The organism is Inquilinus sp. NPDC058860 (assembly GCF_042743185.1).
Classification (GTDB): Bacteria; Pseudomonadota; Alphaproteobacteria; order DSM-16000; family Inquilinaceae; genus Inquilinus.
In genome coordinates, this window is sequence record NZ_JBHYMS010000074.1 from 1 (window position 1) to 25,857 (window position 25,857).

The window sequence follows — 25,857 nt, forward strand, 5'->3', positions numbered from 1 at the left end:
GGGCATGACCGCCGCGCCGATGAAGCCCACCAGCCCGCCTGCTCATTCGGCACGAACCCCCTCCCCCTGCCCCCCTCCCGCGAGGGGAGGGGGGACTCAGAAGGGTGACCGGTGGCGAGTGGCGAGGGCTATCCGATGACCGAACCCCTCCTCGTCCTCGACCGTGTCGTGAAGCACTTCGGCCGCGCGCCCGACGCCGTCCAGGCGGTCGACGGCGTGTCGCTGGCGGTCGCGCCGGGCGAGGTGCTGGGCCTGGTCGGCGAATCCGGCTCCGGCAAGTCCACCCTCGGCCGGCTGGCGGCGCGGCTGGCCGACCCGGATGCCGGCGCGATCCGCTTCGCCGGGCAGGACGTCACCCGGCGGCAGGGCCGCGCCCTCGGGCCGCTGCGGGCGCAGATCCAGCTGGTGTTCCAGGATCCCGCCGCCTCGCTCAACCCGCGCGACACGGTCGGGACGGCGGTGGCGGACCCGCTGCGCGTCGCCGGCGTGGCGCGGGCGGAGCGGCGCGACCGCGTCGCCTGGCTGCTGGACCGGGTCGGCCTTGGCCGAACCCTCGCCGACCGCTACCCGCACGAGCTGTCCGGCGGCCAGCGCCAGCGCGTCGCCATCGCCCGGGCCCTGGCGCCGCGGCCGCGGCTGGTGATCTGCGACGAGCCGGTCTCGGCGCTCGATGTCTCGGTCCGCGCCCAGGTGCTCGACCTGCTGGCCGAGCTGGGGGCCGAGCTCGGCCTCGCCTATCTCTTCATCAGCCACGACCTGGCGGTGGTGCGGCACGTCGCCGACCGGGTGGCGGTGATGCATCTCGGCCGCATCGTCGAGAGCGGGCCGACCGGGCGGGTCTGGTCCCGGCCCGGCCATCCCTACACCCGCGCGCTGCTCTCGGCCGTGCCGCGGCTGCACCCGGTGCCGGGGGCGCAGCGCATGCTGCTGCAGGGCGACCCGCCCAGCCCGCGCCGGCCGCCCTCCGGCTGCCGCTTCCGCACCCGCTGCCCGCTCGCCTTCGACCGCTGTGCCGTCGAGGACCCGTCACCGGTCGACCTCGGTGCCGGCCAGCAGGCCGCCTGCTTGATTGCCGGGGAGGGATCGTGAGCCGCTACCGCGCCCGGGTGAAGGCGAGCCAGACGCCGCCTCCGATGAGACAGACCCCGCCGGTGCGCGACACCAGCCGTACATGCCGGCGCGACAGCGCGCTGCCGGCCCGGCCGGTCAGAAGGGCGTACAGGCCGTCGGACAGCGCCGCGACGACCAGGGCGGTGGCGCCCAGCAGCAGCACCTGGCTCGACGGGTCGCCGCCGGGCTGCACGAACTGGGGAATGAAGGCGCCGAAGAACAGCAGCATCTTCGGGTTGCTCAGCGCCACCAGCAGGCCCTGCAGCACGAAGCCGCCGCGCGGCGGGCGCACGGGCTCGGCCAGCGTGTCCGGGGCGCGCAGCAGCTTCCAGCCGATCCAGACCAGATATGCGGCCCCGGCCAGACGAAGCCAGTCGAACCAGTGGCCCATCGCCTCCACCACCGCGGCCAGGCCGACGACCAGCACGCCGAGCATCAGGACCAACCCGATCTGGCCGCCGAGGATGTTGAGGAGGCCGGCACGGGTGCCGTGGGTCAGGCTGTTGGCGACGATCAGCGTCACCGACGGCCCCGGGATGATCGCGACCAGGATGCAGGCGGCGATGTAGGCGAGATAGATCTCGATGGTCATGGGCGGTCTCCTCCGAACCGCCACCGTCCCACGGCCGGGGGCGTCAGTGAAGGGTGTTCTGCGATGCTACGGCGTCCACGTCACGCGCTCGATCTGCGACAGGCCCTTCGGCCCGTCATAGCGGCTCTCCATGCCGTAGACGGGGTCGGTCAGCGCCTCCTGCGCCGTGATGAAGGTCCAGCCCTCGGCCCGGTACCAGGCCAGCAGCTCGCCCAGATGGTCGGCGTTGATCCGGTTCATGTGCAGCAGCAGGATGTGCTTCACGTCCCGGCCCAGCCGCTCCCGCGCCATCGCCCGGAAATGCGCGGTCTGGGCCTTCATATGCGCCAGGTACCCGGCCGCGATCCGCCGCGCCGCCTCGGCGTCGCCCGCCGCCAGGGCGGCCATGTAGTCGCTGTTGTACTGGAAATCGTCGTCGTCGATCGACACCGGCACGTCGCGATAGCCCAGCGCCGCCAGGATTTCGGCGGCCGCGGCCCGCTTCTCCGCCGTCGCGCCGGAATGCAGGAACGGAAAGCGGAAGAACTTCCCGCCGGTCATCCAGGGCGCCAGGGCCGTGTCCGCCCGCTCCACCTCGCTGCCGAACGCGGCGGCCGTGATCTTGTCGTAGTCCGGATGCGACCATGTGTGGTTGGCGACCGTGTGCCCGGCCTCGGCGAAGGCCTGCAGGGCGGGCAGCGCCTCCGGCACCAGCTTCTCGCCGATCGCGAAGCCCATCGCCGTGACGTCATAGGCCGCGAGGGTGCGGTTGATGCGCTCGACGATGTCCAGCCCTTGCTCGGGGCCGACCCGCGCCGGCACCGCATAGGGCAGGTCGTCCAGCGTGATCGCGACCTCGGCGGCCTCGGCCCTCGCCGACAGGACCAGGAGGAGGATCGCGGCGATCGCCGACCGCACGGCTTACCCCTTCGCCTTCGCGGCCATCGCCTGCTCGGCGATCACGCCCATCGAGGCCGCGGCGCCGCCCAGGGACCAGCCGCCGTCCACCGGCAGCACCGCGCCGGTGATGAAGCCGGCGAGGGGGGAGGAGAGGAGGCGGCAGGCGGCGGCGACGTCCTCGGCCACGCCCATCCGACCCAGGGGCACGCTGCGCTGGACCAGGGCGCGGGCCTGCGGCGTCGGCGCCAGCCGGGCCATGCCCTCGGTCTCGTCGATCGGGCCGGGGATGACGGAGTTGATGCGGATGCCGTCGCGGCCCCACTCCATCGCCAGCACCCGGGTCAGCATGTCGACGCCCGCCTTGGCGGCGCAGACATGGGCCTGCATCGCCATCGGCGCCTCGGCCTGCGGGGCGGAGATGTTGATCACCGACGCCCCCGGCTTGCGCAGGAAGGCATGGGCGGCGCGCAGCACGTGGAAGCTGCCCAGCAGGTCGATGTCGACCACCGACTTGAAGCCGTTCGCCGACATGCCCAGCGCCGGGGCCGGGAAGTTCCCCGCCGCGCCCGACACCAGCACGTCGAGGTCGCCCCAGGCGTCGTGCGCCGCCTTCAGCGCCGCCTCGGTGGCGGCGTAGTCGCGCACGTCGGCGGCCGTGCCCATGGCCTCGGCCCCGGCCTCGCGCAGCCGCGCCACCGCGGCCTCGACCTTCTCGGCGCTGCGGCTCATCACCGCCACCCGCGCCCCGGCCCGGGCGAAGCCCAGCGCGATGCCGAGGTTGATGCCGCTGGTGCCGCCGGCGACGAACACCGCCTTGCCGGCGAAGTCGATGGTCTCGGCCATAGGTCGCGTTCCTTAATGAGCCTCGGCCCAGCTGTGCCCTATGCCGGCCTCGGCGATCAGCGGCACCTCGAGCGTCGCGGCCGCCTGCATCACCTGCTGCGCCACCTCGGCGGTGCGCTGCGCCTCGTCCTCCGGCGCCTCGAACAGCAGCTCGTCATGCACCTGCAGCAGCATCCGGGCCTTCAGCCCCTCCGCCGCCAGCGCATGCGGCAGCCGTCCCATGGCGCGCTTGATGATGTCGGCCGCGGTGCCCTGGATCGGCGCGTTGATCGCCTGGCGTTCGGCGAAGGCGCGGCGGGCTGGGTTCGGGTCCTTGATCCCGGGCACGTGGCATTTGCGGCCGAACAGGGTCTCGACCCAGCCGCGCTCGCGCGCCGTCCGCTTGGTCTCGTCCATCCAGGCCTTCAGCTCCGGCAACCGGTCGAGATACGCCCTGATGAAGGCGGTGGCCTCGCCCTGCGGGATGCCCAGCTGCGCCGCCAGCCCGAAGCCCGAGATGCCGTAGATGATGCCGAAATTGATCGCCTTGGCCTTGCGCCGCGTCTCCGGCGTCATCTCCGCCAGCGGCACGTTGAACACCTGGCTCGCGGTCATGGCGTGGATGTCGGTGCCGTCGAGGAAGGCCTGCTTCAGCAGGGCTACGTCGGCGATCTGCGCCACCAGCCGCAGCTCGATCTGGCTGTAGTCGACCGAGACCAGCTTGTGCCCCGGCTCCGCCACGAAGGCGTAGCGGATCTTGCGCCCCTCCTCGGTGCGGATCGGGATGTTCTGCAGGTTCGGCTCGTTCGAGGACAGCCGCCCGGTGTTGGTCGCGGCCAGCGAGAACGAGGTGTGGACCCGCCCGGTCTTCTCGTTGATCTGGGCCTGCAGCGCGTCGGTGTAGGTGCCCTTCAGCTTGGCCAGCTGGCGCCATTCCAGGATCTGCGTGGCGATGCCGTGGCCCTGCGCCGCCAGCATCTCCAGCACGCTCGAATCGGTCGAGTAGGCGCCGGTCTTGCTGCTCTTCTTGCCGCCGGGGATGCCCAGGCGCTCGAACAGCACCTCGCCCAGCTGCTTCGGGCTGCCGACGTTGAACGGCCCCTGGGCCGACAGGTGGATCTCCGATTCCAGCGCCGCCATGCGCTCGGCGAATTCCAGCGACAGCCGGGCCAGCGCGACGCGGTCGACCTTGATCCCCGCCATCTCCATGTCGGAGATGACGCCGACCAGCGGCCGCTCGATGGTCTCGTAGACCGTCGTCATCCGCTCGCCCACCAGCCGCGGCTTCAACAGCATGTGCAGGCGCAGCGTGACGTCGGCGTCCTCGGCGGCATAGGCCAGCGCCTTGTCCAGCGGCACCTTGTCGAAGGTGATGGCGTTCTTGCCGGTGCCGCAGACCGAGGCATAGGGGATGGTGCGGTGCTGCAGGTGCAGCTCCGACAGCTCGTCCATGCCGTGGCCATGCGCCCCGCCGTCGAGCACATAGGAGATCAGCATGGTGTCGTCCCACGGCGTGATCGGCAGGCCGACATCGGGCCGGCCCAGCACATGGGCGTCGTATTTCAGGTTGTGCCCGACCTTCAGCACCGACGGGTCGACCAGCACCGGCCCGAGGATGCGGCGGATCTCGGCCAGGGTGAGCTGCACCAACGCATCGCCGCCCAGCGCCAGCCCGTCGCCGTCGTCGCCGACATGGGCGATCGGGATGTAGCAGGCCTTGCCCGGCGCCACGGCCAGGGAGATGCCGCACAGCATCGCCGCCTCGGCGTCCAGCGAGTTGGTCTCGGTGTCGATCGCCAGCACCCCGGCCTCGACCGCCGCGTCGGCCCAGCGCTGCAGCGCCGCGGCGTCCTGCACCAGCTGGTAATCCTGGGCGATCGCCTCCGGCTTGCCCGGGGCGGCCAGGTCCGGCTCGCCGTCGCCGGTGGTGCCCAGCTTCTCGAACGAGGCCTCGACCCGGGTGATGGTCGAGCGGAACTCCATCTCCTCCAGGAAGCGGACCAGCTGCTGGCGGTTCGGCGGCCGCACCACGATGCCCTCCAGCCCGAACGGCACCGGCGCGTCGCTGCGCAGCTTCACCAGATCGCGGCTGATCCGCGCCTGCTCGGCGTACTGGATCAGGGATTCGCGGCGCTTCGGCTGCTTGATCTCGCCGGCCCGGGCCAAGAGCGAGTCCAGATCGCCATATTCGGTGATCAGCTGGGCCGCGGTCTTGATGCCGATGCCGGGCACGCCCGGCACGTTGTCGACGCTGTCGCCGGCCAGGGCCTGCACGTCGATCACCCGGTCCGGCATCACGCCGAACTTCTCCATCACCTCGGTCGCGTCGATCGGCTTGTTCTTGATCGGGTCCAGCATGGTCACGCCGTCGCCGACCAGCTGCATCATGTCCTTGTCGGAGGAGACGATGACGACGCGCGACCCTTCCTCCCGCGCCATGCGGGCATAGGTGGCGATGATGTCGTCGGCCTCGAAGCCCTCGACCTCGACGCCCGGCAGGTTGAAGGCCTCGCTGGTGGCGCGGATCAGCGGGAACTGCGGCACCAGCTCCTCCGGCGGGTCCGGCCGCTGGGCCTTGTAGGCGGGGTAGATCTCCTTGCGGAAGCTGCGTTCCGACTTGTCGTAGATCACCGCCAGATGGTCGGCGTCGAGATCGGCCAGCAGGCGGATCAGCATGTTGGTGAAGCCGTAGACGGCATTCACCGGCAGCCCGTCCGACTTGCGCATCATCATCGGCAGCGCGTGGAAGGCGCGGAAGATGTAGCCCGAGCCGTCGATCAGGTAATAGGTCTTCGGCGTGGTCGACATGGCGTGGCCTCCGGGCGGAACAGAGCGCGACCATGCCGCGCCGGAGGGCGGGTGTCCACCCGGTCGGCGCTCGTGCTCAGGCCGGCTGGAACAGCTCGACCACGTTGCCGGACGGGTCCTCGCACAGGATCTGCTGGCCGCCGGGGCCGGTGACGATGTCGTTGCGGAACCGGACGCCGCGCCCGCGCAGATCGGCGACCAGGGCCTCGAGGTCGTCGACCTGCAGCACGAATCGGTTCCAGCCGCCGGGCTCCGGCTTGCGGCCGTCCGGCATCGGCCGGCTGGCCGAGGCGCCGGGGCCGGCGACCCACAGGGTCAGGCCGTCCCGCAGCAGGATCGCCATGTTCGGCCCGAACTGCTGCTGCAACTGGAATCCCAGGCTGTCCCTATAGAACGCGACCGCCTGGTCGACGTCGTGGACGATGTACCGGACCGACGCCATGACGCTGCCTCCCCGGTGAGTTCGACGGGCAGGATAATCCCTGGGTTACAGTGAGGCAACAAAACTGATTGCATTATATAACTGGTTGTCATATGAAATCGGAAAGCAACCTCATCTGGAGGAACGCCACCATGTCCAAGCTCGTTGTCCGCGCCTTCTCCATCTCTCTGGACGGCTACGGCGCGGGGCCGGAGCAGAGCCTCGAGAACCCGCTCGGCAAGGGCGGCGAGGACCTGCATCGGTGGTTCATCCCCACCCCCACTTTCCGGGCCATGACCGGGAAGGAGGGCGGGGAGACCGGCATCGACGAGGACTTCGCCGCCCGCAGCTTCGAGAACATCGGGGCCTGGATCCTCGGCCGGAACATGTTCGGGCCGGTGCGCGGCCCCTGGCCGGACCACAGCTGGAAGGGCTGGTGGGGCGACAACCCGCCCTATCACGTGCCGGTCTTCGTCCTGACCCACCACGCCCGCCCCCCGATCGAGATGGAGGGCGGCACCACCTTCCATTTCGTCACCGACGGCATCGACTCGGCGCTGCGCCAGGCGCGCGACGCCGCGGACGGCAAGGATGTGCGGGTCGGCGGCGGCGTCTCCACGATCCAGCAGTATCTGCGCCGGGGGCTGATCGACGAGATGCACCTGGCCCTGTCGCCCATCCTGCTGGGGAGCGGGGAGAGCCTGTTCGCCGGGATCGACCTGCTGGCCCTGGGCTATGGCGTCGGCGAGCGCGTCTGCAGCCCGCACGCCACCCATGTCACGGTGACGAAACAGGGCTGAGGCGTCTCACCCCAGCAGCGCCGCCAGCACCGCGTCCAGGCGCTGGCGGCCGGCCGGGGTGGCGCAACTACGCGGCCTTCAGCCAGCCTTTCGATTGCAGCACATCGAACGCGAGGGCGATTTGGCGCGACGAGAAGCGCCTTTTGCGGTCATTCCAAGCGTAAGTGCGAGCCATCGCCTCGTTGGTCGTGCTCGCATTTTCCCGGCTGGCAACCCAGTGAACCGTTGCCAGCAATTCCAATCCGAAAGGTGTTTCGAAACCTTCGACAAGGTTGGCGACGCGGTCGAAGCGGTCACGGGTTGCTGTATCATCTTTCAAGAAAGTTTCAGCGTCGCTGACAGCGCCGGGGACGAGTTCAAGTTGCTTATTTGGCGCGTCGCCACCATCGGCGTAGCCTGACAAAAGATGTCCTTCGACAGCATGCAGGACGTGCCGAAGATTCTCCGCATAGGGGCCGTAGAGCGCCTTTGCATATTTCAATCGAAGTGGCTGGCCAGCCTCCTGCATGAAATACAAAAGCTTGTGGACCTCAAGCAACGTGACGAACGGGTCCATCAGGCCGCCGAGATAGCGATGCATTAGGACGACTAGGGCGGCCCGGCCCGGTGTCATCGCAGGGACGTCGCTGGATCGCGCGATGATCTCAGGCGCGCCTTTGGGCTCGTAGATGGCCACGTCGAGGTCGTTCTGATCGCGGAGGGCGGCATCGATTTTTGGGCGCACGTCGGACCAGTCCAGGCCACCGAGCCCGCTCCCGAGTGGCGGAATGGCGATTGACCGAATATGCCGGGTCCGGATTTCTTGGACGAGGGCCTGCAAGCCCGTCTCAATATCTTCGATCCGGCTCTTACCGCGCCAATGCCGCTTGGTCGGGAAGTTGATGATGTATTTTGGGTTCGTAAGGCCGTGGGTCTCGAACACGAACATGCGCCCAGGCTGGACCTCTTCACGGTCGCAGGCAGCCTTATAAGCCTCGAAATTTTTCGGGAAAGCGTTCTTGAATTGCAACGCGATGCCGCGGCCCATGATGCCGACACAGTTCACCGTGTTGACGAGTGCCTCGGTGTCAGCCGCCAGGATGTCGCCTGCCGTATATCTGATCATCGCCGGAACTCCTGCATCAATAGTACCAAGCTCGCTTGATCTCGAGTTGCGGCCGATGGGCAACTCCCTGCATTGCGTTTGTGACTCGCAATACATAATCCCCAGAAAATACACCGATCCGCTCGACAAGCTCCCATGGGAAGCAGCCCTCAATCAGGAACTCCGCCTGTTTTCCTTCTTTGATGTCAGCAGGCCTGAAGTCGGTTGATGCGACCGCAGACCAGTTTATCTCTTCCAACTGGCCTATTTTGCCACGAAACTGAGTATAATAGGCGCCGGCATTTGAAAGAGAAAACGCCCAGCATCGTCCATTAGCATTGGCCCACTCGATTGTTCGATAGAGGTCGGCTTCAAGGTGAATGATAGGCTGCTGTCCGCCTCGGTAGGCCAACTCCGGATGGTTGGCGCAGTGAATCACATACAGCATGATAGATCTAGAACAAAAATAGAACGGAACGTATTGACCTACAAAAGTACCCTCATGACACGGGATGGGTAGCGTCAGCCGCCGCTCCTTGATGCTTCCCATGCCAATCGTTGTTCCAGAGTCCTGCCGCGCAACAATCACTGCATCCGACCACAGGCAACCATCAGCCACGATCGACGCCAGCCGGTCGATGTGGACGATATGATAGATCTTAGGACGGGCAGGAACGGGCATCGTCGGTTCGTCTCTGCTCCCACTGCTCAATGAACATCTGAAGGGTCATCGATACCACGGCGGCGGACCGTAGAGAATCCGGCGATCCACTCCTTATATCTGCTCTCACCCCAGCAGCGCCGCCAGCACCGCATCCAGGCGCTGGCGGCCAGCGGGGGTGGCGGTCAGGTGCGCCCCGTCCTCGGCCAGGAAGCCGCCGGCGACCAGCCGGTCCAGCCGGCGCCGGTCGATCGCCCGATCGAAGGGCAGGCCGGATTCGTCGGCGATGCGCGCCTTCGGCACGCCCTCGGCCAGGCGCAGCCCCATCATCAGCATCTCGTCGCGCCGGCTCTCGGGCGGCACCGCCTCGCGCGCATGCTCGGCATGGCCGGCGGCCTCGACCCGCTCCAGCCACACCTCCGGCGCCCGGTGGGTGCGGGTGCCCCATTTGCCGTCGTTCAGCGTCAGCCTTCCATGCGCGCCCGGGCCGACGCCGACATAGTCGCCATAGCGCCAATAGGTCAGGTTGTGCCGCGATTCCTCGCCCGGCCGGGCGTGGTTCGAGATCTCGTAGCCGGGCAGGCCGGCGGCGCCCAGCACCTCGGCCGTGGCCTCGTAAAGGGCGGCCTGGGTGTCCTCGTCCGGCAGCACCAGCTCGCCGCGGGAATAGAGGGTGTGGAAGCGGGTGCCCTGCTCGATCGTCAGCTGATAGGCCGAGATGTGGCCGACCGCATGGTCCAGCGCCCGGCGCAACTCCGCCGTCCAGCCGGCCACGGTCTGGCCCGGCCGGGCGTAGATCAGGTCGAAGGAGAAGCGGTCGAAATGCCGGGCGGCCAGGCCGACGGCGTCCAGCGCCTCCTCGGCCGAATGGTTGCGGCCGAGGAAGCGCAGCGACGCCTCGTCCAGCGCCTGCACGCCCAGCGACACCCGGTTCACCCCGGCGGCGCGGAAGCCGGCGAAGAGGTGGGATTCGACCGAGGTCGGGTTCGCCTCCAGCGTGATCTCGACGTCGGGCGCCAGCCCCCAGCGCTCGGCCGCGCGGTCGATCACCGCCGCCGCCGTGGCCGGCTGCATCAGCGACGGGGTGCCGCCGCCGAAGAAGATCGAGGTCAGGGTCCGGCCTGGCGTCAGGTCGGCGAAATGGTCCAGCTCCGCCACCAGCGCCCGGCGCCAGCGCTCATGCTCCACCTGCTCCCGGACATGCGAGTTGAAGTCGCAATAGGGGCATTTCGACCGGCAGAACGGCCAATGGACGTAGAGGGCGAAGCCGGGGGCGGTCATCCGCCCTCGAAGCAGCGCGCCACCAGCTTGGCGAAGGCGTCGGCGCGGTGGCTCATGGCGTGCTTCTCGGCCGCTTCCATCTCGCCGAAGGTGCGGTCGTGGCCGTCCGGCACGAAGATCGGGTCGTAGCCGAAGCCCTTGGTCCCGCGCGCCGGCCAGACCAGCCGGCCGCGGATCTCGCCCTCGACCGTCTCGCAATGGCCGTCCGGCCAGCACAGCGACAGGGCGCAGACGAAGCGGGCGCCGCGGTCCGGGTTGTCGCCCAGCCTCAGCCGCACCTGCTCCATGGCATAGGCGAAGTCGCGGCCGCTGCCGTCGGGTTTCTCGGCCCAGCGGGCGGAATAGATGCCGGGATCGCCGCCCAGGCCGCTGACGGCGACGCCGCTGTCGTCGGCCAGCGACGGCAGGCTGGTGGCCGCGGCGACGAAGCGGGCCTTCAGCTCGGCATTGGCGATGAAGCTGTCGCCGGTCTCCTCCGGCTCCGGCACGCCGTGCTCGGCGGCCGAGGTCAGGCGCGGCACGCGGCCTTCCAGCAGGGCGGCGATCTCGGGGATCTTGCCCTTGTTGTGGCTGGCGATGACCAGATGGTCGCCGGCGAAGCGGCGGGCGGGGGAGGCGGCGTTCGTCATGATGGGCATCAGATACGCGCGCCGGAGGCTGGAATCAAAGGCGGCGGTTGGTGCACTGTGTCGTCTCCAACGCATGGCGGTAGGGGCGAGGACGATGAAGGTCGCATTCCTGGGCATGGGCGTCATGGGCGCGCCGATGGCGGGGCATCTGGTCAAGGCGGGGCACGAGGTCACCGTCTTCAACCGCACCGCGGAGAAGGCCGAGGCCTGGGCGGAGCGGCACGGCGGCCGATGGGCGCCGACCCCGGCCGAGGCGGCGAAGGACGCCGCCATCGTGTTCATGTGCGTCGGCAACGACGACGACATCCGTTCCGTGGTCAAGGGGCCGGACGGCGCCTTCGCCGGCATGTCCGGCAGCGCCATCCTGGTCGACCACACCACGGCCTCGGCCGACATCGCCCGCGAGCTGGAGGCCGAGGCCGACAGGCTCGGCTTCGGCTTCATCGACGCCCCGGTCTCGGGCGGCCAGGCCGGGGCGGAGAACGGCGTGCTGACGGTGATGTGCGGCGGGCGCGAGGAGGTCTTCGCCATCGCCAAGCCGGTGATCGACAGCTACGCCCGGGCCTGCACCCTGATGGGCCCGGCCGGCGCCGGCCAGCTGACCAAGATGGTCAACCAGATCTGCATCGCCGGGCTGGTCCAGGCCCTGGCCGAAGGGCTGAACTTCGCCCAGAAGGCCGGGCTCGACGGCAACCTGGTGCTCGACGTCATCTCCAAGGGCGCGGCGCAGAGCTGGCAGATGGAAAACCGCGGCCGCACCATGCTGCAGAACAAGTTCGACTTCGGCTTCGCCATCGACTGGATGCGCAAGGACCTCGGCATCTGCTTCCAGGAGGCCAGGCACAACGGCGCCCGGCTGCCGGTGACGGCGCTGGTCGACCAGTTCTACGCCGCGGTCCAGGCCAAGGCCGGCGGCCGGGTCGATACGTCGAGCCTGCTGCTGGCGCTGGAGGACTGAGACGGGCCGACGGGCGGTTCGACGGCGCCGCCCCGTCTTTCCCCGGTGAGGGGATAGCGGCCTCCTAGAAAGCACCGCTTTGTCACGAGCGAACGCACGTTCCGCCTCGCCCTGAAACGCTGATCCTGGTGTCGCGGTCGAGCCGCCCTCACCCGGTCTCGCTGCGCGAGCCCGACCTCTCCCGCAAGCGGGAGAGGCAACCAACAGGGCCCAATGCGTCCCCACGGTGTCGGGTGAGACGACGAAATGCACGAAGCGCCGTCCCCGCCAACTCCCCGAAGCATCCGGTCGCGGATTTCCGCGGGATCATCGGACGGTTCCCGTCGCTGGAGCTGACGTCCCATCCGCGGCTTCTTCCATCTGGCGAACGCGCCCGTCTTCTCCGCACTGGATTTGAGTCCCGCTCCACCATCGGGCGTGGCTGACGCTCGACCTGTTGGGCTGCCGCCACAGCGAAAAGGCAAAGCGAATCCATCGGAATCCCAAGGGAAAAGAACATGTCATCTTAATAAGATGCATAATATTTTATATCAATGCCACGCATCTCCGAATATCTCAAACAGCGCAGAGTCTGCAGGAGTTGATAGAGAAGATCTGTACTCACCAGTTCCAAATCGTTATTTTAACATCAGACAAATATGAAAAAGAACTATTGAAGATTCTTTTCGTTTTTGATGTACTCATAGTGCGACTCGTGCCTTCTCTTTAATAGGAAAGAAGGCAAGAGCATTCTCCGATGTGCTCGGCCGATGCCGAGGCGGCGCTGTTTTCCGCCATGCGCGCGGCCCGAAGGCGGCGGGCCAACCAGATTTCAGGAGGGGACTCATGGCGGTCATCAACGGCAATGCAGGCGCGAACACGCTCACCGGCACTGACGCAGCCGACACACTCAACGGCCTCGGCGGCGATGACCGGCTGCATGGGGGCAACGGCAATGACATCTTGAACGGCGGTGACGGAAACGATGTGCTCACCGGCGCCGCGGGTTCCGATCGGTTCAACGGCGGCACCGGCATCGATACCGCCGACTGGCTTGCACAGGGCTCTCTGACCTCAGGGATCAGCGTCAACCTGACAACCGGAGCCACCGGCGGCGGGGCCGCGGGCGACGTGCTGACCGGGATCGAGAATCTCAGGGGCGGCAACTTCAACGACACGCTGACCGGCAATGCCGGGGCAAATGGCATCGCCGGCGCGGACGGGAATGATACGCTGTCCGGTTTGGATGGCAACGATAGCCTGAGCGGGGGTAACGGCGCCGACCGTCTCAATGGCGGGAACGGCGACGATCGCCTGACTGGAGGGGCCGGTGCCGATGTCCTCACCGGCGCCGCCGGCCTCGATTACGTCTACTACCATGATTCCACTGCCGCGGTGACGGTCAATCTCACCTCCGGCGCGGGGGCCAGGGGCTTTGCGGCCGGCGATACCTACTCGGGCATCGAGAATATCCTCGGGTCCAATTACAACGACATTCTGATCGGCAACGCGGGCAACAACACCATTCTTGCCGAGGGCGGCGCGGATGATCTCCGCGGCGGCGACGGCAATGACTGGCTGCGCGGCGGTCTCGGGGCGGACATCCTGAACGGCGGCGACGGCGCCGATTTCGCGGCCTATGGCACCGCGACGGCCGGCGTCACCGTCAATCTTACCACCGGCCGGGGCGCCGGGGGCCACGCTGCCGGCGACACCCTGACCAGCATCGAGAACATCAACGGCAGCAACTACGCCGACACCCTCATCGGGAGCGCCGTCGCCAATGTGCTGTACGGCAATGGCGGCAACGACACTCTCTATGGGCGAGACGGCGACGACCAGGTTCGGGGTCATAACGGGAATGACACCGTGTTCGGCGAGGCCGGAACCGACACCCTGACCGGCGACGCCGGCAATGATTATCTCACCGGTGGTGCCGGTGCCGACAGGCTGTCCGGCGGTGTCGGCCTCGACACGGCGGGCTACAGCACGTCGACGGCCCGCGTGGCGGTGATCCTGGCCGACGGGACGGCCACCGGCGGCGACGCCGAGGGCGACACCTTCACCTCCATCGAAAATCTCGGGGGATCGGCCTTCGACGACTATCTGGGCGGCAATGCCGGCGCCAACACCCTGGTCGGCAACAATGGCGATGACGGCCTGTCCGGCAAGGGCGGCGCGGACCGCCTGAACGGCGGCGGCGGCGTGGACATGGCGGACTACATCGACTCCGGCGCCGCGGTGACGATCGACCTGGCGGCCGGCACCGCCAGCGGCGGCGACGCCGCCGGCGACACCCTGACCAGCATCGAGAGCCTGCGCGGCACCGCCTTCGACGACACGCTGACCGGCGACCGCTACGCCAACCGCCTGTCCGGCCTCGACGGCGTCGACACGCTCAGCGGCGGCGCCAGCGGCGATACGCTGATCGGCGGCGCCGGGGCCGACACCCTGGACGGCGGCGACGGCTTCGACACCGCCTCCTACGACAACGCCTCGGCCGGCGTGACGGCGAGCCTGGCCGACCCGTCCGCCAACACCGGGGACGCCGCGGGCGACATCTACCGCAGCATCGAGCACCTCCACGGCAGCCGCTTCAACGATGTGCTGACCGGTGACGCCGGCTCGAACTACCTGATCGGCTATCACGGCGACGACCGGATCGACGGCGGGGCCGGCGTCGATATCCTGGTGGGCGAAGACGGCGCGGACACCTTCGTCTTCGCCGCCGCGGCCGACACCGTGGCCGGCGATCCGGACCGGATCAACGACTTCTCGCAAAGCGACGCCGACAAGATCGACGTGTCGGGCATCACCGGGGGCTCGGGCAGCTTCATCGGCACGGCGGCGTTCAGCGGCGCCGCCGGCGAGGTCCGCTTCGAGGCCGGGACCACCGACACCCAGATCTATATCGATGCCAATGGCGACGGCTCGGCCGATGCGCAGATCCGCCTCATCGGCGTGGTCACCCTGACCGCCGGCGACTTCGTGCTCTAGCCGGCAGACGCGTCCCGGTCCGGACGAAGCAGTTCGATCGGACCGGCACGAGCGAGCGAGGGGCCCACTCCCTCGCTCGCTTATCTCTGCACGGCCTGCCTGGTGCCTTCTCGGGAGGCGAGAGCATGTCCACTCATGATGCCAGGCTGCCGGCAAACGTTCGGCGGGTGCCGCGCCAGGCCCGCTCTCGTGCCACGATCGAAGCGATCGTCCAGGCGGGGGCCGCCGTGCTGAGCGCCCGGGGTTGGTTCGGGTTCACGACCAACGAGGTCATCGACGTGGCGGGGGTGGGCACTGCCACGCTGTACCAGTACTTCCCGAACAAGGACGCGCTGGTCGGTGCCGTCGGGCGGCAGCACTTCGATCATGCGCTGGAGGAGTTGCGGCGATCGGCGAGCGAAAGAAGCGGGTTGAGGCATCTCGTCGATGACTTCGTCCAGGGCATGGTTGCGGTCCATACCATCGATCCCTGGCTGCACCGGGCCCTGCTCGACTCGCCGGCTCCCACCGAGTCGCGCGCGGCGCGCGCTGCATTTCAGGCCGAATATCTGAGCCGTTGCGAGGCTGTCGTCCGGGCGTTTCGGGGCCGCCCCGAGGGTACAGCCGACGCGGCCGTCGTGCAGGTGCTGTCCTCCGCGGTGGAGAGCGTGATCTACAACGCCAACCGGAACGGGACACCGAGAACGCCGGAGCTGAAGAGAGAGCTCGTGGCATTGGTGACCGGCTATCTCGGCGCCACCGTCCGCTCGCCGGGTGAAGTGCTGGCGTTTGCAGCGCGCGCCTGATCGCACGATCACTCTGCGTCTCGCGTGAACTCCGCCCTGGGTTTATTCTCCTGGCGGGGAGGATCGCGCATGGCTTCGGATCTGTTCGATCGCCAGATGGCGATGTACACCGGCTTCCACCGCGACGGCCGCAACCGGCTGACCCATGTCTTCGGCATCCCGGCGATCATCCTGGCGGTGCTGATCGCGCTGGCCACCGTCCCTTTGAAGATCGGGCCGCTCGGCGGCATCGGCGGCTGGCCGGCGACGCTGGCCGATCTGGTCGCGCTCCTGGTCTGGCTGTTATGGATCGCGCTCGATCTCGGGCTCGGCCTGGCCATGGCGGTGGTGGTAATCCCGGGGCTGATCGTCGCCCATGCCGTGGTCGATGGCGGCTCGGCCTGGACCACCTGGATCGTCGCCGGCACGCTGTTCGTCGGCGGCTGGGTGCTGCAGCTGGTCGGCCATGCCTATGAGGGCAGGCGGCCGGCCTTCCTGTCGAACCTGTTCCAGCTGCTGATCGGCCCGATGTTCCTGATGGCCGAGACCGCCTTCGCCCTCGGCCTGCGCCCCGGGCTCAAGCGCCGCGTCGAGGCCGCGGCGGCGGCCAGGGCTCAGTCCAGATAGGTCCAGGTGTCGGCGCCGTCGAAGCGGCGCACCGGCACGCCTTCGATCTCCGCCGGGTCGATCAGCCGGGCGTTGATCGCCACCCGCGCCGGATCCCCGGCCGGCAGCCCCTCCCAATGGGTGGTGCAGCCGCAGGTCGGGCAATGGTGGATCGCCAGGCTGCGGTCGCCCTGGATGTAAGGGACCGTGGTTCCTGCTCCGGCAACGATGGTCAGCTGGTCGCGCGCGTAGTAGGCCCACAGCGCGCCGAGGCGGCGGCAGATCGAGCAGTTGCAGGAGGTCAGCCGCTGCGGCCGCTCCGCGACCCGCAGCCGGACGGCGCCGCAATGGCATGAGGCTTCGATCATGGTGACCTCGCGAGGTCGGATCGGGATGCCCGGATGATCCGCCCGCGCCGCCCGGACCGCAACCGTGGGCGCGCTCAGGGCCCGACCACGCCCGGCGGCTCGGCGCCGAGGGCGCAGGACTCCAGGCCCTGGATCGCCTCCCAGAGATGGCCGGCCTCGATGGTCAGGCTCTCCTCCGGCACCGGCCGGCCGCCGCGGATCGCGGTGAAGCGCAGCGTCGCCTCCTCGGCGTCGAGCGCGTCCTGCAGCGCCGGCGTGTCCTCCAGCGTGAGGCGCCAGGTCGGCGGGCCGGGCGACGCGACCGGAACGGCGATCGGGCGGTCGCCCAGCCGCAGCTCGGCCGTGCCGTCGGGGTCGAAGCGCCCGCCCGCCAGGGCCAGGCCGGGGGCGGAGACGATGATCTCGATCCGGCCCTGCCCGTCGCGCCGCACCCATTCGGTCTGGCCGGCCTGCCGTGCCAGGCGCAGGAAGCAGATATTGCCGGGCAGCCGGTACAGCACCGGGCCGCCGGCTTCGGGTGCGTAGTCGATCAGCGTCTCGGCATGGGGCAGGGCGGCGAAGGTCCGGGCGGCGACCGCCGCGCCGTCACCCATCTGCGGCAGGCCCGGAATCAGCATGGCGGCGGACAGCGCGAGGAAGCCCAGGAGGCCGAGCATCAATCCTCTCCCGCATGGTGGGGCCGCAGGATTTCACGGCCCCGGCCGCGGCTCAAGCGCCGCGCCGCCGCACTCCAGGGGCGATCGGGCGAAGAGGCTCAATCACCTTGTTTGTTACTGATTGTCATTGCCGGGCTTGACCCGGCAATCCAGGGGCCACCCAGAGCGGCTTCGACATTCCCTGGATGCCCGGGTCAAGCCCGGGCATGACAACAATGGGGCAAAAAACCCCGTCACCCGATTGTCCGACACGGGACACGGGCCGACCCTCAGCCCTCGCCCAGCGCCGCCTTCTGGATCGCCGCCAGCTCGGCCGTGCCCTGCTCGGCCAGCGCCAGCAGCGCCTCGAACTCGGCCCGGGCGAAGGGGGTCTGTTCCGCCGTCGCCTGCACCTCGACCAGCCCGCCCTTGCCGGTGATGACGAAGTTGGCGTCGGCCTGGGCGGTCGAATCCTCGGCATAGTCGAGGTCCAGCACCGCCTGGCCCTGGCAGAGGCCGCAGGAGATGGCGGCGACGCTGTCGGTCAACGGCAGCGCCTTGATCTTGCGGATCTGCACCAGGTGGCGCAGCGCCAGCACCAGCGCGACATAGCCGCCGGTGATCGCGGCGGTGCGGGTGCCGCCATCGGCCTGCAGTACGTCGCAATCGACCTTGATCTGGATCTCGCCCAACGCCTTCAGGTCGGTGACGGCGCGCAGCGACCGGCCGATCAGGCGCTGGATCTCCTGGGTCCGCCCGGTCTGCTTGCCGCGCGCGGCCTCGCGGTCGGTGCGCTGATCGGTGGCGCGCGGCAGCATGCCGTATTCCGCCGTGACCCAGCCCTTGCCGCCGCCCTTCAGCCAGGACGGGACGCGATCGTCGACCGAGGCGGTGCACAGCACATGGGTGTCGCCGAACTTCACCAGGCACGAGCCCTCGGCGTATTTGTTGACGTCGGTCTCGAGGCGGATGGCGCGCAGGGCGTCGAAGGCGCGTCCGGACGGTCGCATGGGGTCGCTTTCTGTTCTCGGCGAGGGTCGCGCACGCTATCCTCGCGGGTCCTGCCCGTAAAGCCCGGGAACGTTGATTCGGGTCGAACGGCCCCTACATAGCGTGGCGACGGCCATGAGCATGCTGAACGAACTTTCAAGCCGATCCGGCGGCCAGGCGTTCCGGGACCTCGACGAGCGCTCGCGGGAGATCTTCCGATTGATCGTCGACGCCTATGTCCAGTCCGGCGAGCCGGTGGGCAGCCGCACCCTGTCGCGCCGGCTCGGCATGACGCTGTCGCCGGCGACGATCCGCAACGTCATGGCGGATCTCGAGGATGCCGGCCTGCTCTACGCCCCGCACACCTCGGCCGGGCGGCTGCCGACCGATGCGGGCCTGCGCCTGTTCGTGCACGGGCTGATGCAGCTCGGCGATGTCGGCGAGAGCGAGCGGGCCTCGATCGAGGCGATGTGCGCCCAGGCCGGGCGCGGCGTGTCGGAGATGCTGGAGGAGGCGACCTCGGCCCTGTCCGGCCTGTCCGCCTGCGCCGGGCTGGTGCTGGCGCCGAAGACCGACCGGCCGCTGAAGCATATCGAGTTCGTCAACCTGTCGCCCGGCCGCGCCCTGGTGGTGCTGGTCACCGAGGACGGCATGGTCGAGAACCGGGTGCTGGAGGTGCCGCTGGGCCTGCCGGCCTCGACCTTCGTCCACGTCACCAACTATCTCAACGCCCGCATCATCGGCCGCACCATCGGCGAGGCCCGGGCCGATGTGCTGGGCGAGATCGAGGCGCAGAAGAGCCAGCTCGACAGCCTCGCGGCGAAGGTGGTCGCGGCCGGCCTCGCCACCTGGAGCGGCGGCGGGGGCGGCACGCTGATCGTCAAGGGCCAGTCGCGCCTGCTCAACGACGTCACCGCGCTGGAGGATCTGGAGCGCATCCGCGGCCTGTTCCAGGCGCTGGAGACCAAGGAGGCGATGCTGCGGATGCTCGACGCGGCCAATGCCGCCGAGGGCGTGCAGATCTTCATCGGCGCCGAGAACGGGCTGTTCAGCCACACCGGCTGCTCCATGATCATCGCCCCGTACAAGGGCGGCGACCAGCGCGTGGTCGGCGCCGTCGGCGTGATCGGGCCGACCCGGCTGAACTATGCGCGCATCATCCCGATGGTGGACTACACCGCGAAGATGATAGGCCGTCTCCTCCGGACCAACGAGACCACGAACCAGGTAGCATGATGCACAGCAAGACGATGTCCGCCGAGCCCCGCCCCGACGCGACGGAGCCGGAGACCGAGGTCGCCGGGCCCGAGGTCGAGGGTGTCGCCGAGACCGCGGTCGAGGGCGCGCAGGCTTCCGATCCCGCGGGCGATGCGGCGCTGGCCGGGGCGGTGGAGCGCATCGCCGCGCTCGAGGCCGAGAACGGCAAGCTGAAGGACCAGGCGCTGCGCGCCCTGGCGGAGACCGAGAACATCCGCCGCCGGTCGGAACGCGAGCGCGAGGACACGGCGAAATACGCCATCTCCGGCTTCGCCAAGTCGCTGCTCGACGCTGCCGACAACCTGCGCCGCGCCATCGACGCGGTCCCGGCCGAGGCGGTCGACGCGGATCCGGCGCTGAAGACCCTGGTCGACGGCGTCGCCGCCACCGAGCGCCAGCTGCTGGCCGCCTTCGAGCGCCACGGCGTCACCCGGATCGAGCCGGTCGGCGAGGCCTTCGATCCGAACTTCCACCAGGCCATGTTCGAGCTGCCGGGCACCGGGAAGCCGGCCGGCACCATCGTCCAGGTGGTCCAGCCCGGCTATGTGCTGCAGGGCCGGCTGCTGCGCCCGGCCATGGTCGGCGTGGCCCGGGGCGAGTGATGCGCCGCCTCGGCCTCCTCGCGGCGCTGCTGGCGGTGGCGGTTGGCGCCGCCGCCTGCGAGCGGACGGAGAAGCCGGCCCGCGGCCCCTATATGGGCGTCGGCGCCGGCGTGTCCGCCCCCTCCTGACGCATGGCGGCACCGGTCTCGATGCCGCAGCAGGCGACACGAAACCGTCATCGACCGCGAGTAGCGTCGCCGCTTTCCGCGTGATCGCGGTATTCTGGGGCTCGCTGTTCGAGGCGCGAGGGCATGGCCGGACCGATCTATCGCCACCTGTTCGGCATCGGGGTGATCGCCGCCCTGGTGATCGCGCTGCTGCTGCTGGCGGCCGGCGCCGACGGGATCGGCCTCTGGCTGGCGGCGGCCGGGGTGGTGGCAGTGTTCGGTGTGGCGGCCGTCTTCGCCTGGCGCCTGCTGCGCGACCTCGACCTGCTGCGCCGCCACATCGAGGCTTCGACGGCCGAGGCGCCGGAGCGGCCGCCGCGGCCCTCGACCGAGATCGGCCAGATCCTGTTCCAGCACCTGCAGCGGCTGCAGCGCCATGCCCGCGGCCGCGAGCGCAGCCTGGCGGTCGAGCTGCAGACCGCGTCGGAGATCCTGGAGGCGCAGGACGACCCGATCCTGGTGCTGGCCGGCGACCGCAGCGTGCTGCGGGCCAACGGCGCCGCCGGACGGCTGTTCGGCGACCGGCTCCTGGGCCGCGACATGGCCGAGGCGATCCGTCATCCGGAGATCGTCGCCGCGGTCGACGCCGTCCTCGCCGGCGGCCCGATCCAGACCGTGCCGCTGAACCTGCCGGTGCCGATCGAGCGCGAGTTCGAGGTCCGCATCCAGCGCTTCGAGCGGCGCGGCGAGTCCGGCGAGCGAGAGTCCGGTGACCGGCCCGAGCCGGCGCTGCTGGTCACCTTCTACGACCTCACCGCCACCAAGCGGGTCGAGCAGATGCGGGCCGACTTCGTCGCCAATGCCAGCCACGAGCTGCGCACGCCGCTGTCCAGCCTGATGGGCTTCATCGAGACGCTGCGCGGCCCGGCGCGGGACGATTCGGCGGCGCGCGAGCGCTTCCTCGGCATCATGCAGCAGCAGGCCGAGCGCATGTCGCGGCTGGTCAACGACCTGCTGTCGCTGTCGCGAATCGAGCTGGACGAGCATGTGCCGCCGACCGGGCGGGTCGCGGTCGGGCCGCTGCTGCAGTCGGTGGCCGATGCGCTCGAGCTCAAGGCCCAGCGCAAGGCGCAGCGGCTCGAGCTCGACCTGGCGCCGGACCTGCCGCCGGTGGTCGGGGATTCGGACCAGCTGTACCAGGTGTTCCAGAATCTGGTGTCGAACGCCATCAACTACGGCCGCCAGGGCGGCGTGGTCGGCCTGTCCGCCCGGAGCGCGGCGGATGGGCGCCGGACCAGCCTGGTCGTCACTGTCAGGGACCAGGGCGAGGGCATCGCCCGCGAGCACCTGCCACGGCTGACCGAACGCTTCTACCGGGTCGATCCGGCGCGCAGCCGCGCTGTCGGCGGCACCGGCCTCGGCCTCGCCATCGTCAAGCACATCGTCAGCCGCCACCGCGGCCGGCTGGAGATCGACAGCGAGGTCGGAAGCGGCAGCGTCTTCACCGTGCATCTGCCCGCCGCGCCGGCTGGCAAGGCCGCCGGCCGGGCCCTTCATAAAACTGTAACTGAACTGTCTTAAAACAGACGGCGGCGATGACTATAGCCTGCGCACGGACACGGCGTTGGCCGTCTGACCGGACGACGTCCAGGGGGGCGTCGCACCATCACAGGGAGATTCCCGTGAAGCTCTTTTCACGATCCATCCTTCGCAGCGCGGTGCTCGGCGCGGCGGTTGCGCTGGCGGCGGGCGCGTCCCAGGCGGCCGATATTTCCGGCGCCGGCGCGACCTTCCCCTACCCGATCTACGCCAAATGGGCCGACACCTATAAGAAGGAAAGCGGCATCGGCCTGAACTACCAGTCGATCGGCTCGGGCGGCGGCATCAAGCAGATCAAGGAAAAGACCGTTACCTTCGGCGCCTCGGACATGCCGCTGAAGCCGGAGGACCTCGACGCCGCCGGCCTCGTGCAGTTCCCGATGATCATGGGCGGCGTCGTGCCGGTCGTGAACATCCCGGGCGTGGCGCCGGGCCAGCTGACCCTCAGCGGCGACCTGATCGCCCAGATCTATCTCGGCGACATCACCGCCTGGAACGACGACAAGATCAAGGCGCTGAACCCGGGCGTGACCCTGCCGGACACCGCCATCGCCCCGGCCTACCGGTCGGACGGGTCGGGCACCAACTTCCTGTTCACCACCTACCTCTCGTCGGTGAACGCCAAGTTCAAGGACACGGTCGGCGCCAACTCCTCGGTGCAGTGGCCGGCCGGCATCGGCGCCAAGGGCAATGAGGGCGTCGCCAACACCACCAAGCAGACCGTGGGCGCGGTCGGCTACGTCGAGTATGCCTACGCCAAGCAGAACAAGCTGACCTACGTCAAGCTGGTCAACAAGGACGGCAAGGCGGTCGAGCCGACGATCAAGACCTTCCAGGCCGCGGCCTCCGCTGCCGATTGGGCCAACGCCAAGGGCTACTACGTCATCCTGACGAACGAGCCGGGTGCCGAGAGCTGGCCGATCACCGGCGCCAGCTTCATCCTGATGTACAAGCAGCCGCAGGACGCGGCGGCGTCGGCCACGGCGCTGCAGTTCTTCGCCTGGGCCTACGGCAAGGGCGACAAGGAGGCCGAGGCGCTCGACTACGTGCCGATGCCGGACGCGGTGGTCGACATGGTCCACAAGACCTGGGCCGAGAGCATCAAGGGCGCCGACGGCAAGCCGATCTGGACCGCCTCTAAGTGATCGCCGGTCACGGCTGATTGATTGGGCGCCGTGCGACTCTCCGCACGGCGCCGCCTGTTTCTCAGGGCAAGGTGATCGATGGTGGACGCCACCTATCAGAAGATCGGGCCGCGGATCGACGCCCGGACCGCGCAGCGCCAGCGCGCGACAGACACCGGCTTCCGCCTGGTCACGCTGTTCTTCGCCGTGCTGGTGCTGGCGATCCTCGGCGGGGTGATCCTGTCGCTGATCATCGGCGCCTTGCCGGCGCTGCAGACCTTCGGCGTCGATTTCATCTTCACCGAGGTGTGGAACCCGGTGACCGACAAGTTCGGCGCGCTGGCCCCGATCTACGGCACGCTGGTGACCTCGGTGATCGCCATGGTGATCGGCGTCCCGGTCAGCTTCGGCATCGCCATCTTCCTGACCGAGCTGTGCCCGCCGGTGCTGAAGCGCCCGCTCGGCATTGCCATCGAGCTCCTGGCCGGCATTCCCAGCATCATCTACGGCATCTGGGGCTTCTTCGTGCTGGCGCCGATCCTGCAGCAGACGGTGCAGCCCTTCCTGATCAACACCTTCGGCCAGCTGCCGTTGATCGGCAAGCTGTTCGCCGGCCCGCCCTACGGCATTGGCATCTTCACCGCCGGGCTGATCCTGGCGATCATGGTGCTGCCCTTCATCACCTCGATCATGCGCGACGTGTTCGAGACGGTGCCGCCGCTGCTCAAGGAATCGGCCTACGGCCTGGGTGCGACGACCTGGGAGGTGGTGTTCAAGGTGGTGCTGCCCTACAGCCGCGTCGGCGTGGTCGGCGGCGTCATGCTCGGCCTCGGCCGGGCGCTGGGCGAGACCATGGCGGTGACCTTCGTCATCGGCAACGCCCACCGCATCTCGAACTCGATCCTGGCGCCGGGCACCACCATCTCCGCCTCGATCGCCAACGAGTTCACCGAGGCCGTCGGCGACCTCTACACCTCGTCGCTGATCGCGCTGGGCCTCGTGCTCTTCGTCATCACCTTCATCGTCCTGGCGCTGGCCAAGATCCAGCTCATGCGATTGCAGCGCAAGGCGGGGGGCTAGTCATGCCGGTACCGACCGCACTCTACGCCCGGCGCCGGGCGACCAACGCGATCCTGCTCACCATCTCCTTCGGGGCGGCGCTGTTCGGCCTGGCCTGGCTGGTCTGGATCCTCGCCACGCTGCTGATCAACGGCCTCGGCGCGATTACCCCGGCCCTGTTCACCGAATCCACCCCGCCGCCTCCGGGCGAAGGGGGCGGCCTGCTGAACGCCATCTTCGGCAGCCTGATCATGACCGTGGTCGGGACCCTGATCGGCACGCCGGTCGGCATTCTCGCCGGCACCTACCTGGCCGAGTTCGGCAAGACCAGCAAGCTGGCCGAGGTGATCCGCTTCATCAACGACATCCTGCTCAGCGCTCCTTCGATCGTGATCGGCCTGTTCGTCTACGAGATCATGGTCGCGCAGATGGGCCATTTCTCGGCCTGGGCCGGTGCCGTGGCGCTGTCGATCATCGCCATGCCGGTGGTGATCCGCACCACCGAGGACATGCTGAAGCTGGTGCCGAACACCCTGCGCGAGGCCGCCGCGGCGCTCGGCTCGCCGCAGTGGAAGGTGGTGTTCATGATCTGCTACCGGGCGGCGCGCAACGGCATGATCACCGGCGTGCTGCTGGCGGTCGCCCGGATCAGCGGCGAGACGGCACCGCTGCTGTTCACCGCCCTGAACAACCAGTTCTGGAGCACGGACATGAACGCGCCGATGGCCAACCTGCCGGTGGTCATCTTCCAGTTCGCGCTCAGCCCCTATGAGGACTGGCAGCGCCTGGCCTGGGGCGGCGCGCTCCTGATCACGGTGACGATCCTCCTTCTCAACATCATCGCCCGGGCGCTCTCCTCGCTCGGCGGCAAGCAGGGCTGACGGTCATGACAGGCAATGGTGCGCAGGTGACGACGCTCGACGTGAACATCAATGTCGAGCGCCCGACCGACCTCGGCCGCGATCTGCGCGAGAAGGTCTCGGTCCGCAACCTGTCCTTCTTCTACGATGACAACGAGGCGCTGAAGAAGATCAGCCTGCCGCTCTATGAGCGCTGCGTCACCGCCTTCATCGGTCCCTCGGGCTGCGGGAAGTCGACGCTGCTGCGCATCCTGAACCGGATGTACGACCTGTATCCGAAGCAGCGCGCGGTCGGCGAGGTGCTGCTGGACGGCGAGAACATCCTCAGCCCGAAGCAGGATTTGAACCTGCTACGCGCCCGCGTCGGCATGGTGTTCCAGAAGCCGACGCCGTTCCCGATGTCGATCTACGACAACGTCGCCTTCGGCATCCGGCTCTACGAGAAGCTGGACCAGGCCGAGATGGACAGCCGGATCGAGGCGGCGCTGCGCCGCGCCGCGCTGTGGGACGAGGTCAAGGACAAGCTGAAGAAGAGCGGCACCAGCCTCTCCGGCGGCCAGCAGCAGCGCCTGTGCATCGCCCGCACCGTGGCGATGCAGCCCGACGTGCTGCTGCTCGACGAGCCGACCTCGGCGCTCGACCCGATCTCGACCGCGAAGATCGAGGAGCTGATCGACGAGCTGAAGACCGACTACACCATCGCGATCGTCACCCACAACATGCAGCAGGCGGCCCGCGCCGCCGACTTCACCGCCTTCATGTATCTTGGCGAGCTGGTCGAGTTCGGCGAGACGTCGGAGCTGTTCACCAGCCCGAAGAACGAGCGGACGCACAGCTACATCACCGGCCGCTTCGGCTGAGCCCG

26 protein-coding genes are annotated in these 25,857 nt (G+C 68.8%); 14 read left to right on the forward strand and 12 right to left on the reverse strand.

Features of this window, described 5'->3' with window-relative positions:
• Nucleotides 1-135 precede the first annotated feature (135 nt).
• The gene (locus ACFW16_RS32225) at nucleotides 136-1,089 is read left to right on the forward strand and encodes an ABC transporter ATP-binding protein (RefSeq protein ID WP_380313092.1); all 954 of its coding nucleotides are present in this window, start codon (nucleotides 136-138) and stop codon (nucleotides 1,087-1,089) included.
• Nucleotides 1,090-1,093: 4 nt separating this feature from the next.
• Here the strand turns inward: ACFW16_RS32225 and ACFW16_RS32230 are convergent, their stop codons facing one another.
• The 5 genes from ACFW16_RS32230 to ACFW16_RS32250 form a co-directional block, all read right to left on the reverse strand.
• Nucleotides 1,094-1,702 (reverse strand): LysE family translocator, encoded by a 609-nt coding sequence (locus tag ACFW16_RS32230; protein ID WP_380313095.1) that lies wholly within the window; start codon nucleotides 1,700-1,702, stop codon nucleotides 1,094-1,096.
• A 66-nt stretch (nucleotides 1,703-1,768) separates the two neighbouring features.
• Nucleotides 1,769-2,599, reverse strand: coding sequence for a polysaccharide deacetylase family protein (locus ACFW16_RS32235; protein WP_380313097.1), 831 nt, complete (start codon nucleotides 2,597-2,599; stop codon nucleotides 1,769-1,771).
• A 3-nt stretch (nucleotides 2,600-2,602) separates the two neighbouring features.
• Nucleotides 2,603-3,424, reverse strand: a complete 822-nt coding sequence (locus ACFW16_RS32240) for an SDR family oxidoreductase (protein ID WP_380313099.1) — start codon at nucleotides 3,422-3,424, stop codon at nucleotides 2,603-2,605.
• A gap of 12 nt (nucleotides 3,425-3,436) precedes the next feature.
• A complete protein-coding gene (gene polA / locus ACFW16_RS32245) occupies nucleotides 3,437-6,211 on the reverse strand; it encodes a DNA polymerase I (RefSeq protein ID WP_380313101.1) in 2,775 nt (924 codons plus the stop codon).
• Between the two features lie 76 nt (nucleotides 6,212-6,287).
• The gene (locus ACFW16_RS32250) at nucleotides 6,288-6,653 is read right to left on the reverse strand and encodes a VOC family protein (protein ID WP_380313103.1); all 366 of its coding nucleotides are present in this window, start codon (nucleotides 6,651-6,653) and stop codon (nucleotides 6,288-6,290) included.
• A gap of 131 nt (nucleotides 6,654-6,784) precedes the next feature.
• Between ACFW16_RS32250 and ACFW16_RS32255 the strand changes: the two genes are divergently transcribed.
• Nucleotides 6,785-7,432 (forward strand): dihydrofolate reductase family protein, encoded by a 648-nt coding sequence (locus tag ACFW16_RS32255; protein WP_380313105.1) that lies wholly within the window; start codon nucleotides 6,785-6,787, stop codon nucleotides 7,430-7,432.
• 67 nt (nucleotides 7,433-7,499) lie between these two features.
• On the opposite strand, the gene ACFW16_RS32260 is transcribed toward ACFW16_RS32255, so the two are convergent.
• The 4 genes from ACFW16_RS32260 to rdgB all read right to left on the reverse strand — a co-directional run bounded on the left by ACFW16_RS32260 (nucleotide 7,500) and on the right by rdgB (nucleotide 11,087).
• Entirely contained in the window at nucleotides 7,500-8,537 is a 1,038-nt protein-coding gene (locus ACFW16_RS32260; protein WP_380313107.1) for a macro domain-containing protein, read from the reverse strand.
• Nucleotides 8,538-8,553: 16 nt separating this feature from the next.
• On the reverse strand, nucleotides 8,554-9,198 hold the full coding sequence (locus tag ACFW16_RS32265; RefSeq protein ID WP_380313109.1) for a DUF4433 domain-containing protein: 645 nt from the start codon (nucleotides 9,196-9,198) through the stop codon (nucleotides 8,554-8,556).
• A 105-nt stretch (nucleotides 9,199-9,303) separates the two neighbouring features.
• Entirely contained in the window at nucleotides 9,304-10,458 is a 1,155-nt protein-coding gene (hemW, locus tag ACFW16_RS32270; protein WP_380313111.1) for a radical SAM family heme chaperone HemW, read from the reverse strand.
• Complete coding sequence (rdgB, locus tag ACFW16_RS32275; RefSeq protein WP_380313113.1) at nucleotides 10,455-11,087, reverse strand: RdgB/HAM1 family non-canonical purine NTP pyrophosphatase; 633 nt, start codon at nucleotides 11,085-11,087, stop codon at nucleotides 10,455-10,457. The genes hemW and rdgB overlap by 4 nt, the downstream gene beginning before the upstream one ends.
• Before the next feature lie 94 nt (nucleotides 11,088-11,181).
• On the opposite strand from rdgB, the gene ACFW16_RS32280 reads away from it, so the two are divergent.
• From ACFW16_RS32280 to ACFW16_RS32295, 4 genes are all read left to right on the forward strand, one after another.
• Complete coding sequence (locus tag ACFW16_RS32280; protein WP_380313115.1) at nucleotides 11,182-12,045, forward strand: NAD(P)-dependent oxidoreductase; 864 nt, start codon at nucleotides 11,182-11,184, stop codon at nucleotides 12,043-12,045.
• Nucleotides 12,046-12,870: 825 nt separating this feature from the next.
• Nucleotides 12,871-15,021, forward strand: coding sequence for a calcium-binding protein (locus ACFW16_RS32285; RefSeq protein WP_380313118.1), 2,151 nt, complete (start codon nucleotides 12,871-12,873; stop codon nucleotides 15,019-15,021).
• 125 nt (nucleotides 15,022-15,146) lie between these two features.
• Complete coding sequence (locus tag ACFW16_RS32290) at nucleotides 15,147-15,806, forward strand: TetR/AcrR family transcriptional regulator (RefSeq protein WP_380313120.1); 660 nt, start codon at nucleotides 15,147-15,149, stop codon at nucleotides 15,804-15,806.
• Between the two features lie 69 nt (nucleotides 15,807-15,875).
• On the forward strand, nucleotides 15,876-16,412 hold the full coding sequence (locus tag ACFW16_RS32295; RefSeq protein WP_380313122.1) for a DUF962 domain-containing protein: 537 nt from the start codon (nucleotides 15,876-15,878) through the stop codon (nucleotides 16,410-16,412).
• Here the strand turns inward: ACFW16_RS32295 and ACFW16_RS32300 are convergent.
• The 3 genes from ACFW16_RS32300 to rph all read right to left on the reverse strand — a co-directional run bounded on the left by ACFW16_RS32300 (nucleotide 16,400) and on the right by rph (nucleotide 18,404).
• The gene (locus tag ACFW16_RS32300; protein ID WP_380313125.1) at nucleotides 16,400-16,759 is read right to left on the reverse strand and encodes a GFA family protein; all 360 of its coding nucleotides are present in this window, start codon (nucleotides 16,757-16,759) and stop codon (nucleotides 16,400-16,402) included. The two genes, ACFW16_RS32295 and ACFW16_RS32300, sit on opposite strands and share 13 nt — an antisense overlap.
• Nucleotides 16,760-16,833: 74 nt before the next feature.
• On the reverse strand, nucleotides 16,834-17,415 hold the full coding sequence (locus ACFW16_RS32305; RefSeq protein ID WP_380313127.1) for a hypothetical protein: 582 nt from the start codon (nucleotides 17,413-17,415) through the stop codon (nucleotides 16,834-16,836).
• 269 nt (nucleotides 17,416-17,684) lie between these two features.
• Nucleotides 17,685-18,404: a ribonuclease PH gene (rph, locus tag ACFW16_RS32310; RefSeq protein ID WP_380313129.1), complete on the reverse strand. Its 720-nt coding sequence runs from the start codon at nucleotides 18,402-18,404 to the stop codon at nucleotides 17,685-17,687.
• A gap of 115 nt (nucleotides 18,405-18,519) precedes the next feature.
• On the opposite strand from rph, the gene hrcA reads away from it, so the two are divergent.
• The 8 genes from hrcA to pstB all read left to right on the forward strand — a co-directional run bounded on the left by hrcA (nucleotide 18,520) and on the right by pstB (nucleotide 25,852).
• Nucleotides 18,520-19,620 (forward strand): heat-inducible transcriptional repressor HrcA, encoded by a 1,101-nt coding sequence (gene hrcA / locus ACFW16_RS32315; protein WP_380313131.1) that lies wholly within the window; start codon nucleotides 18,520-18,522, stop codon nucleotides 19,618-19,620.
• Nucleotides 19,617-20,243 (forward strand): nucleotide exchange factor GrpE, encoded by a 627-nt coding sequence (grpE, locus tag ACFW16_RS32320; protein ID WP_380313133.1) that lies wholly within the window; start codon nucleotides 19,617-19,619, stop codon nucleotides 20,241-20,243. The genes hrcA and grpE overlap by 4 nt, the downstream gene beginning before the upstream one ends.
• Entirely contained in the window at nucleotides 20,243-20,371 is a 129-nt protein-coding gene (locus ACFW16_RS32325; protein ID WP_380313136.1) for a hypothetical protein, read from the forward strand. The genes grpE and ACFW16_RS32325 overlap by 1 nt, the downstream gene beginning before the upstream one ends.
• Nucleotides 20,372-20,494: 123 nt before the next feature.
• Nucleotides 20,495-21,931: an ATP-binding protein gene (locus ACFW16_RS32330; protein WP_380313139.1), complete on the forward strand. Its 1,437-nt coding sequence runs from the start codon at nucleotides 20,495-20,497 to the stop codon at nucleotides 21,929-21,931.
• Nucleotides 21,932-22,032: 101 nt separating this feature from the next.
• Nucleotides 22,033-23,094 carry a phosphate ABC transporter substrate-binding protein PstS gene (pstS, locus tag ACFW16_RS32335; RefSeq protein WP_380313141.1) on the forward strand — a complete coding sequence of 354 codons (1,062 nt, stop codon included), beginning with the start codon at nucleotides 22,033-22,035 and terminating at the stop codon, nucleotides 23,092-23,094.
• Between the two features lie 78 nt (nucleotides 23,095-23,172).
• On the forward strand, nucleotides 23,173-24,153 hold the full coding sequence (gene pstC, locus ACFW16_RS32340; protein ID WP_380313143.1) for a phosphate ABC transporter permease subunit PstC: 981 nt from the start codon (nucleotides 23,173-23,175) through the stop codon (nucleotides 24,151-24,153).
• Between the two features lie 2 nt (nucleotides 24,154-24,155).
• On the forward strand, nucleotides 24,156-25,013 hold the full coding sequence (gene pstA / locus ACFW16_RS32345; RefSeq protein WP_380313145.1) for a phosphate ABC transporter permease PstA: 858 nt from the start codon (nucleotides 24,156-24,158) through the stop codon (nucleotides 25,011-25,013).
• A gap of 5 nt (nucleotides 25,014-25,018) precedes the next feature.
• A complete protein-coding gene (pstB, locus tag ACFW16_RS32350; RefSeq protein WP_380313147.1) occupies nucleotides 25,019-25,852 on the forward strand; it encodes a phosphate ABC transporter ATP-binding protein PstB in 834 nt (277 codons plus the stop codon).
• Nucleotides 25,853-25,857 lie beyond the last annotated feature (5 nt).

Coding starts and splice junctions, on each gene's coding strand:
- ACFW16_RS32225 (WP_380313092.1), top strand. CDS start 136: ATGACCGAACCCCTCCTCGTCCTCGACCGTGTCGTGAAGCACTTCGGC.
- ACFW16_RS32230 (WP_380313095.1), bottom strand. CDS start 1,702: ATGACCATCGAGATCTATCTCGCCTACATCGCCGCCTGCATCCTGGTC.
- ACFW16_RS32240 (WP_380313099.1), bottom strand. CDS start 3,424: ATGGCCGAGACCATCGACTTCGCCGGCAAGGCGGTGTTCGTCGCCGGC.
- polA (WP_380313101.1), bottom strand. CDS start 6,211: ATGTCGACCACGCCGAAGACCTATTACCTGATCGACGGCTCGGGCTAC.
- ACFW16_RS32250 (WP_380313103.1), bottom strand. CDS start 6,653: ATGGCGTCGGTCCGGTACATCGTCCACGACGTCGACCAGGCGGTCGCG.
- ACFW16_RS32255 (WP_380313105.1), top strand. CDS start 6,785: ATGTCCAAGCTCGTTGTCCGCGCCTTCTCCATCTCTCTGGACGGCTAC.
- ACFW16_RS32260 (WP_380313107.1), bottom strand. CDS start 8,537: ATGATCAGATATACGGCAGGCGACATCCTGGCGGCTGACACCGAGGCA.
- ACFW16_RS32265 (WP_380313109.1), bottom strand. CDS start 9,198: ATGCCCGTTCCTGCCCGTCCTAAGATCTATCATATCGTCCACATCGAC.
- hemW (WP_380313111.1), bottom strand. CDS start 10,458: ATGACCGCCCCCGGCTTCGCCCTCTACGTCCATTGGCCGTTCTGCCGG.
- rdgB (WP_380313113.1), bottom strand. CDS start 11,087: ATGACGAACGCCGCCTCCCCCGCCCGCCGCTTCGCCGGCGACCATCTG.
- ACFW16_RS32280 (WP_380313115.1), top strand. CDS start 11,182: ATGAAGGTCGCATTCCTGGGCATGGGCGTCATGGGCGCGCCGATGGCG.
- ACFW16_RS32285 (WP_380313118.1), top strand. CDS start 12,871: ATGGCGGTCATCAACGGCAATGCAGGCGCGAACACGCTCACCGGCACT.
- ACFW16_RS32290 (WP_380313120.1), top strand. CDS start 15,147: ATGTCCACTCATGATGCCAGGCTGCCGGCAAACGTTCGGCGGGTGCCG.
- ACFW16_RS32295 (WP_380313122.1), top strand. CDS start 15,876: ATGGCTTCGGATCTGTTCGATCGCCAGATGGCGATGTACACCGGCTTC.
- ACFW16_RS32300 (WP_380313125.1), bottom strand. CDS start 16,759: ATGATCGAAGCCTCATGCCATTGCGGCGCCGTCCGGCTGCGGGTCGCG.
- ACFW16_RS32305 (WP_380313127.1), bottom strand. CDS start 17,415: ATGCTCGGCCTCCTGGGCTTCCTCGCGCTGTCCGCCGCCATGCTGATT.
- rph (WP_380313129.1), bottom strand. CDS start 18,404: ATGCGACCGTCCGGACGCGCCTTCGACGCCCTGCGCGCCATCCGCCTC.
- hrcA (WP_380313131.1), top strand. CDS start 18,520: ATGAGCATGCTGAACGAACTTTCAAGCCGATCCGGCGGCCAGGCGTTC.
- grpE (WP_380313133.1), top strand. CDS start 19,617: ATGATGCACAGCAAGACGATGTCCGCCGAGCCCCGCCCCGACGCGACG.
- ACFW16_RS32325 (WP_380313136.1), top strand. CDS start 20,243: ATGCGCCGCCTCGGCCTCCTCGCGGCGCTGCTGGCGGTGGCGGTTGGC.
- ACFW16_RS32330 (WP_380313139.1), top strand. CDS start 20,495: ATGGCCGGACCGATCTATCGCCACCTGTTCGGCATCGGGGTGATCGCC.
- pstC (WP_380313143.1), top strand. CDS start 23,173: ATGGTGGACGCCACCTATCAGAAGATCGGGCCGCGGATCGACGCCCGG.
- pstA (WP_380313145.1), top strand. CDS start 24,156: ATGCCGGTACCGACCGCACTCTACGCCCGGCGCCGGGCGACCAACGCG.
- pstB (WP_380313147.1), top strand. CDS start 25,019: ATGACAGGCAATGGTGCGCAGGTGACGACGCTCGACGTGAACATCAAT.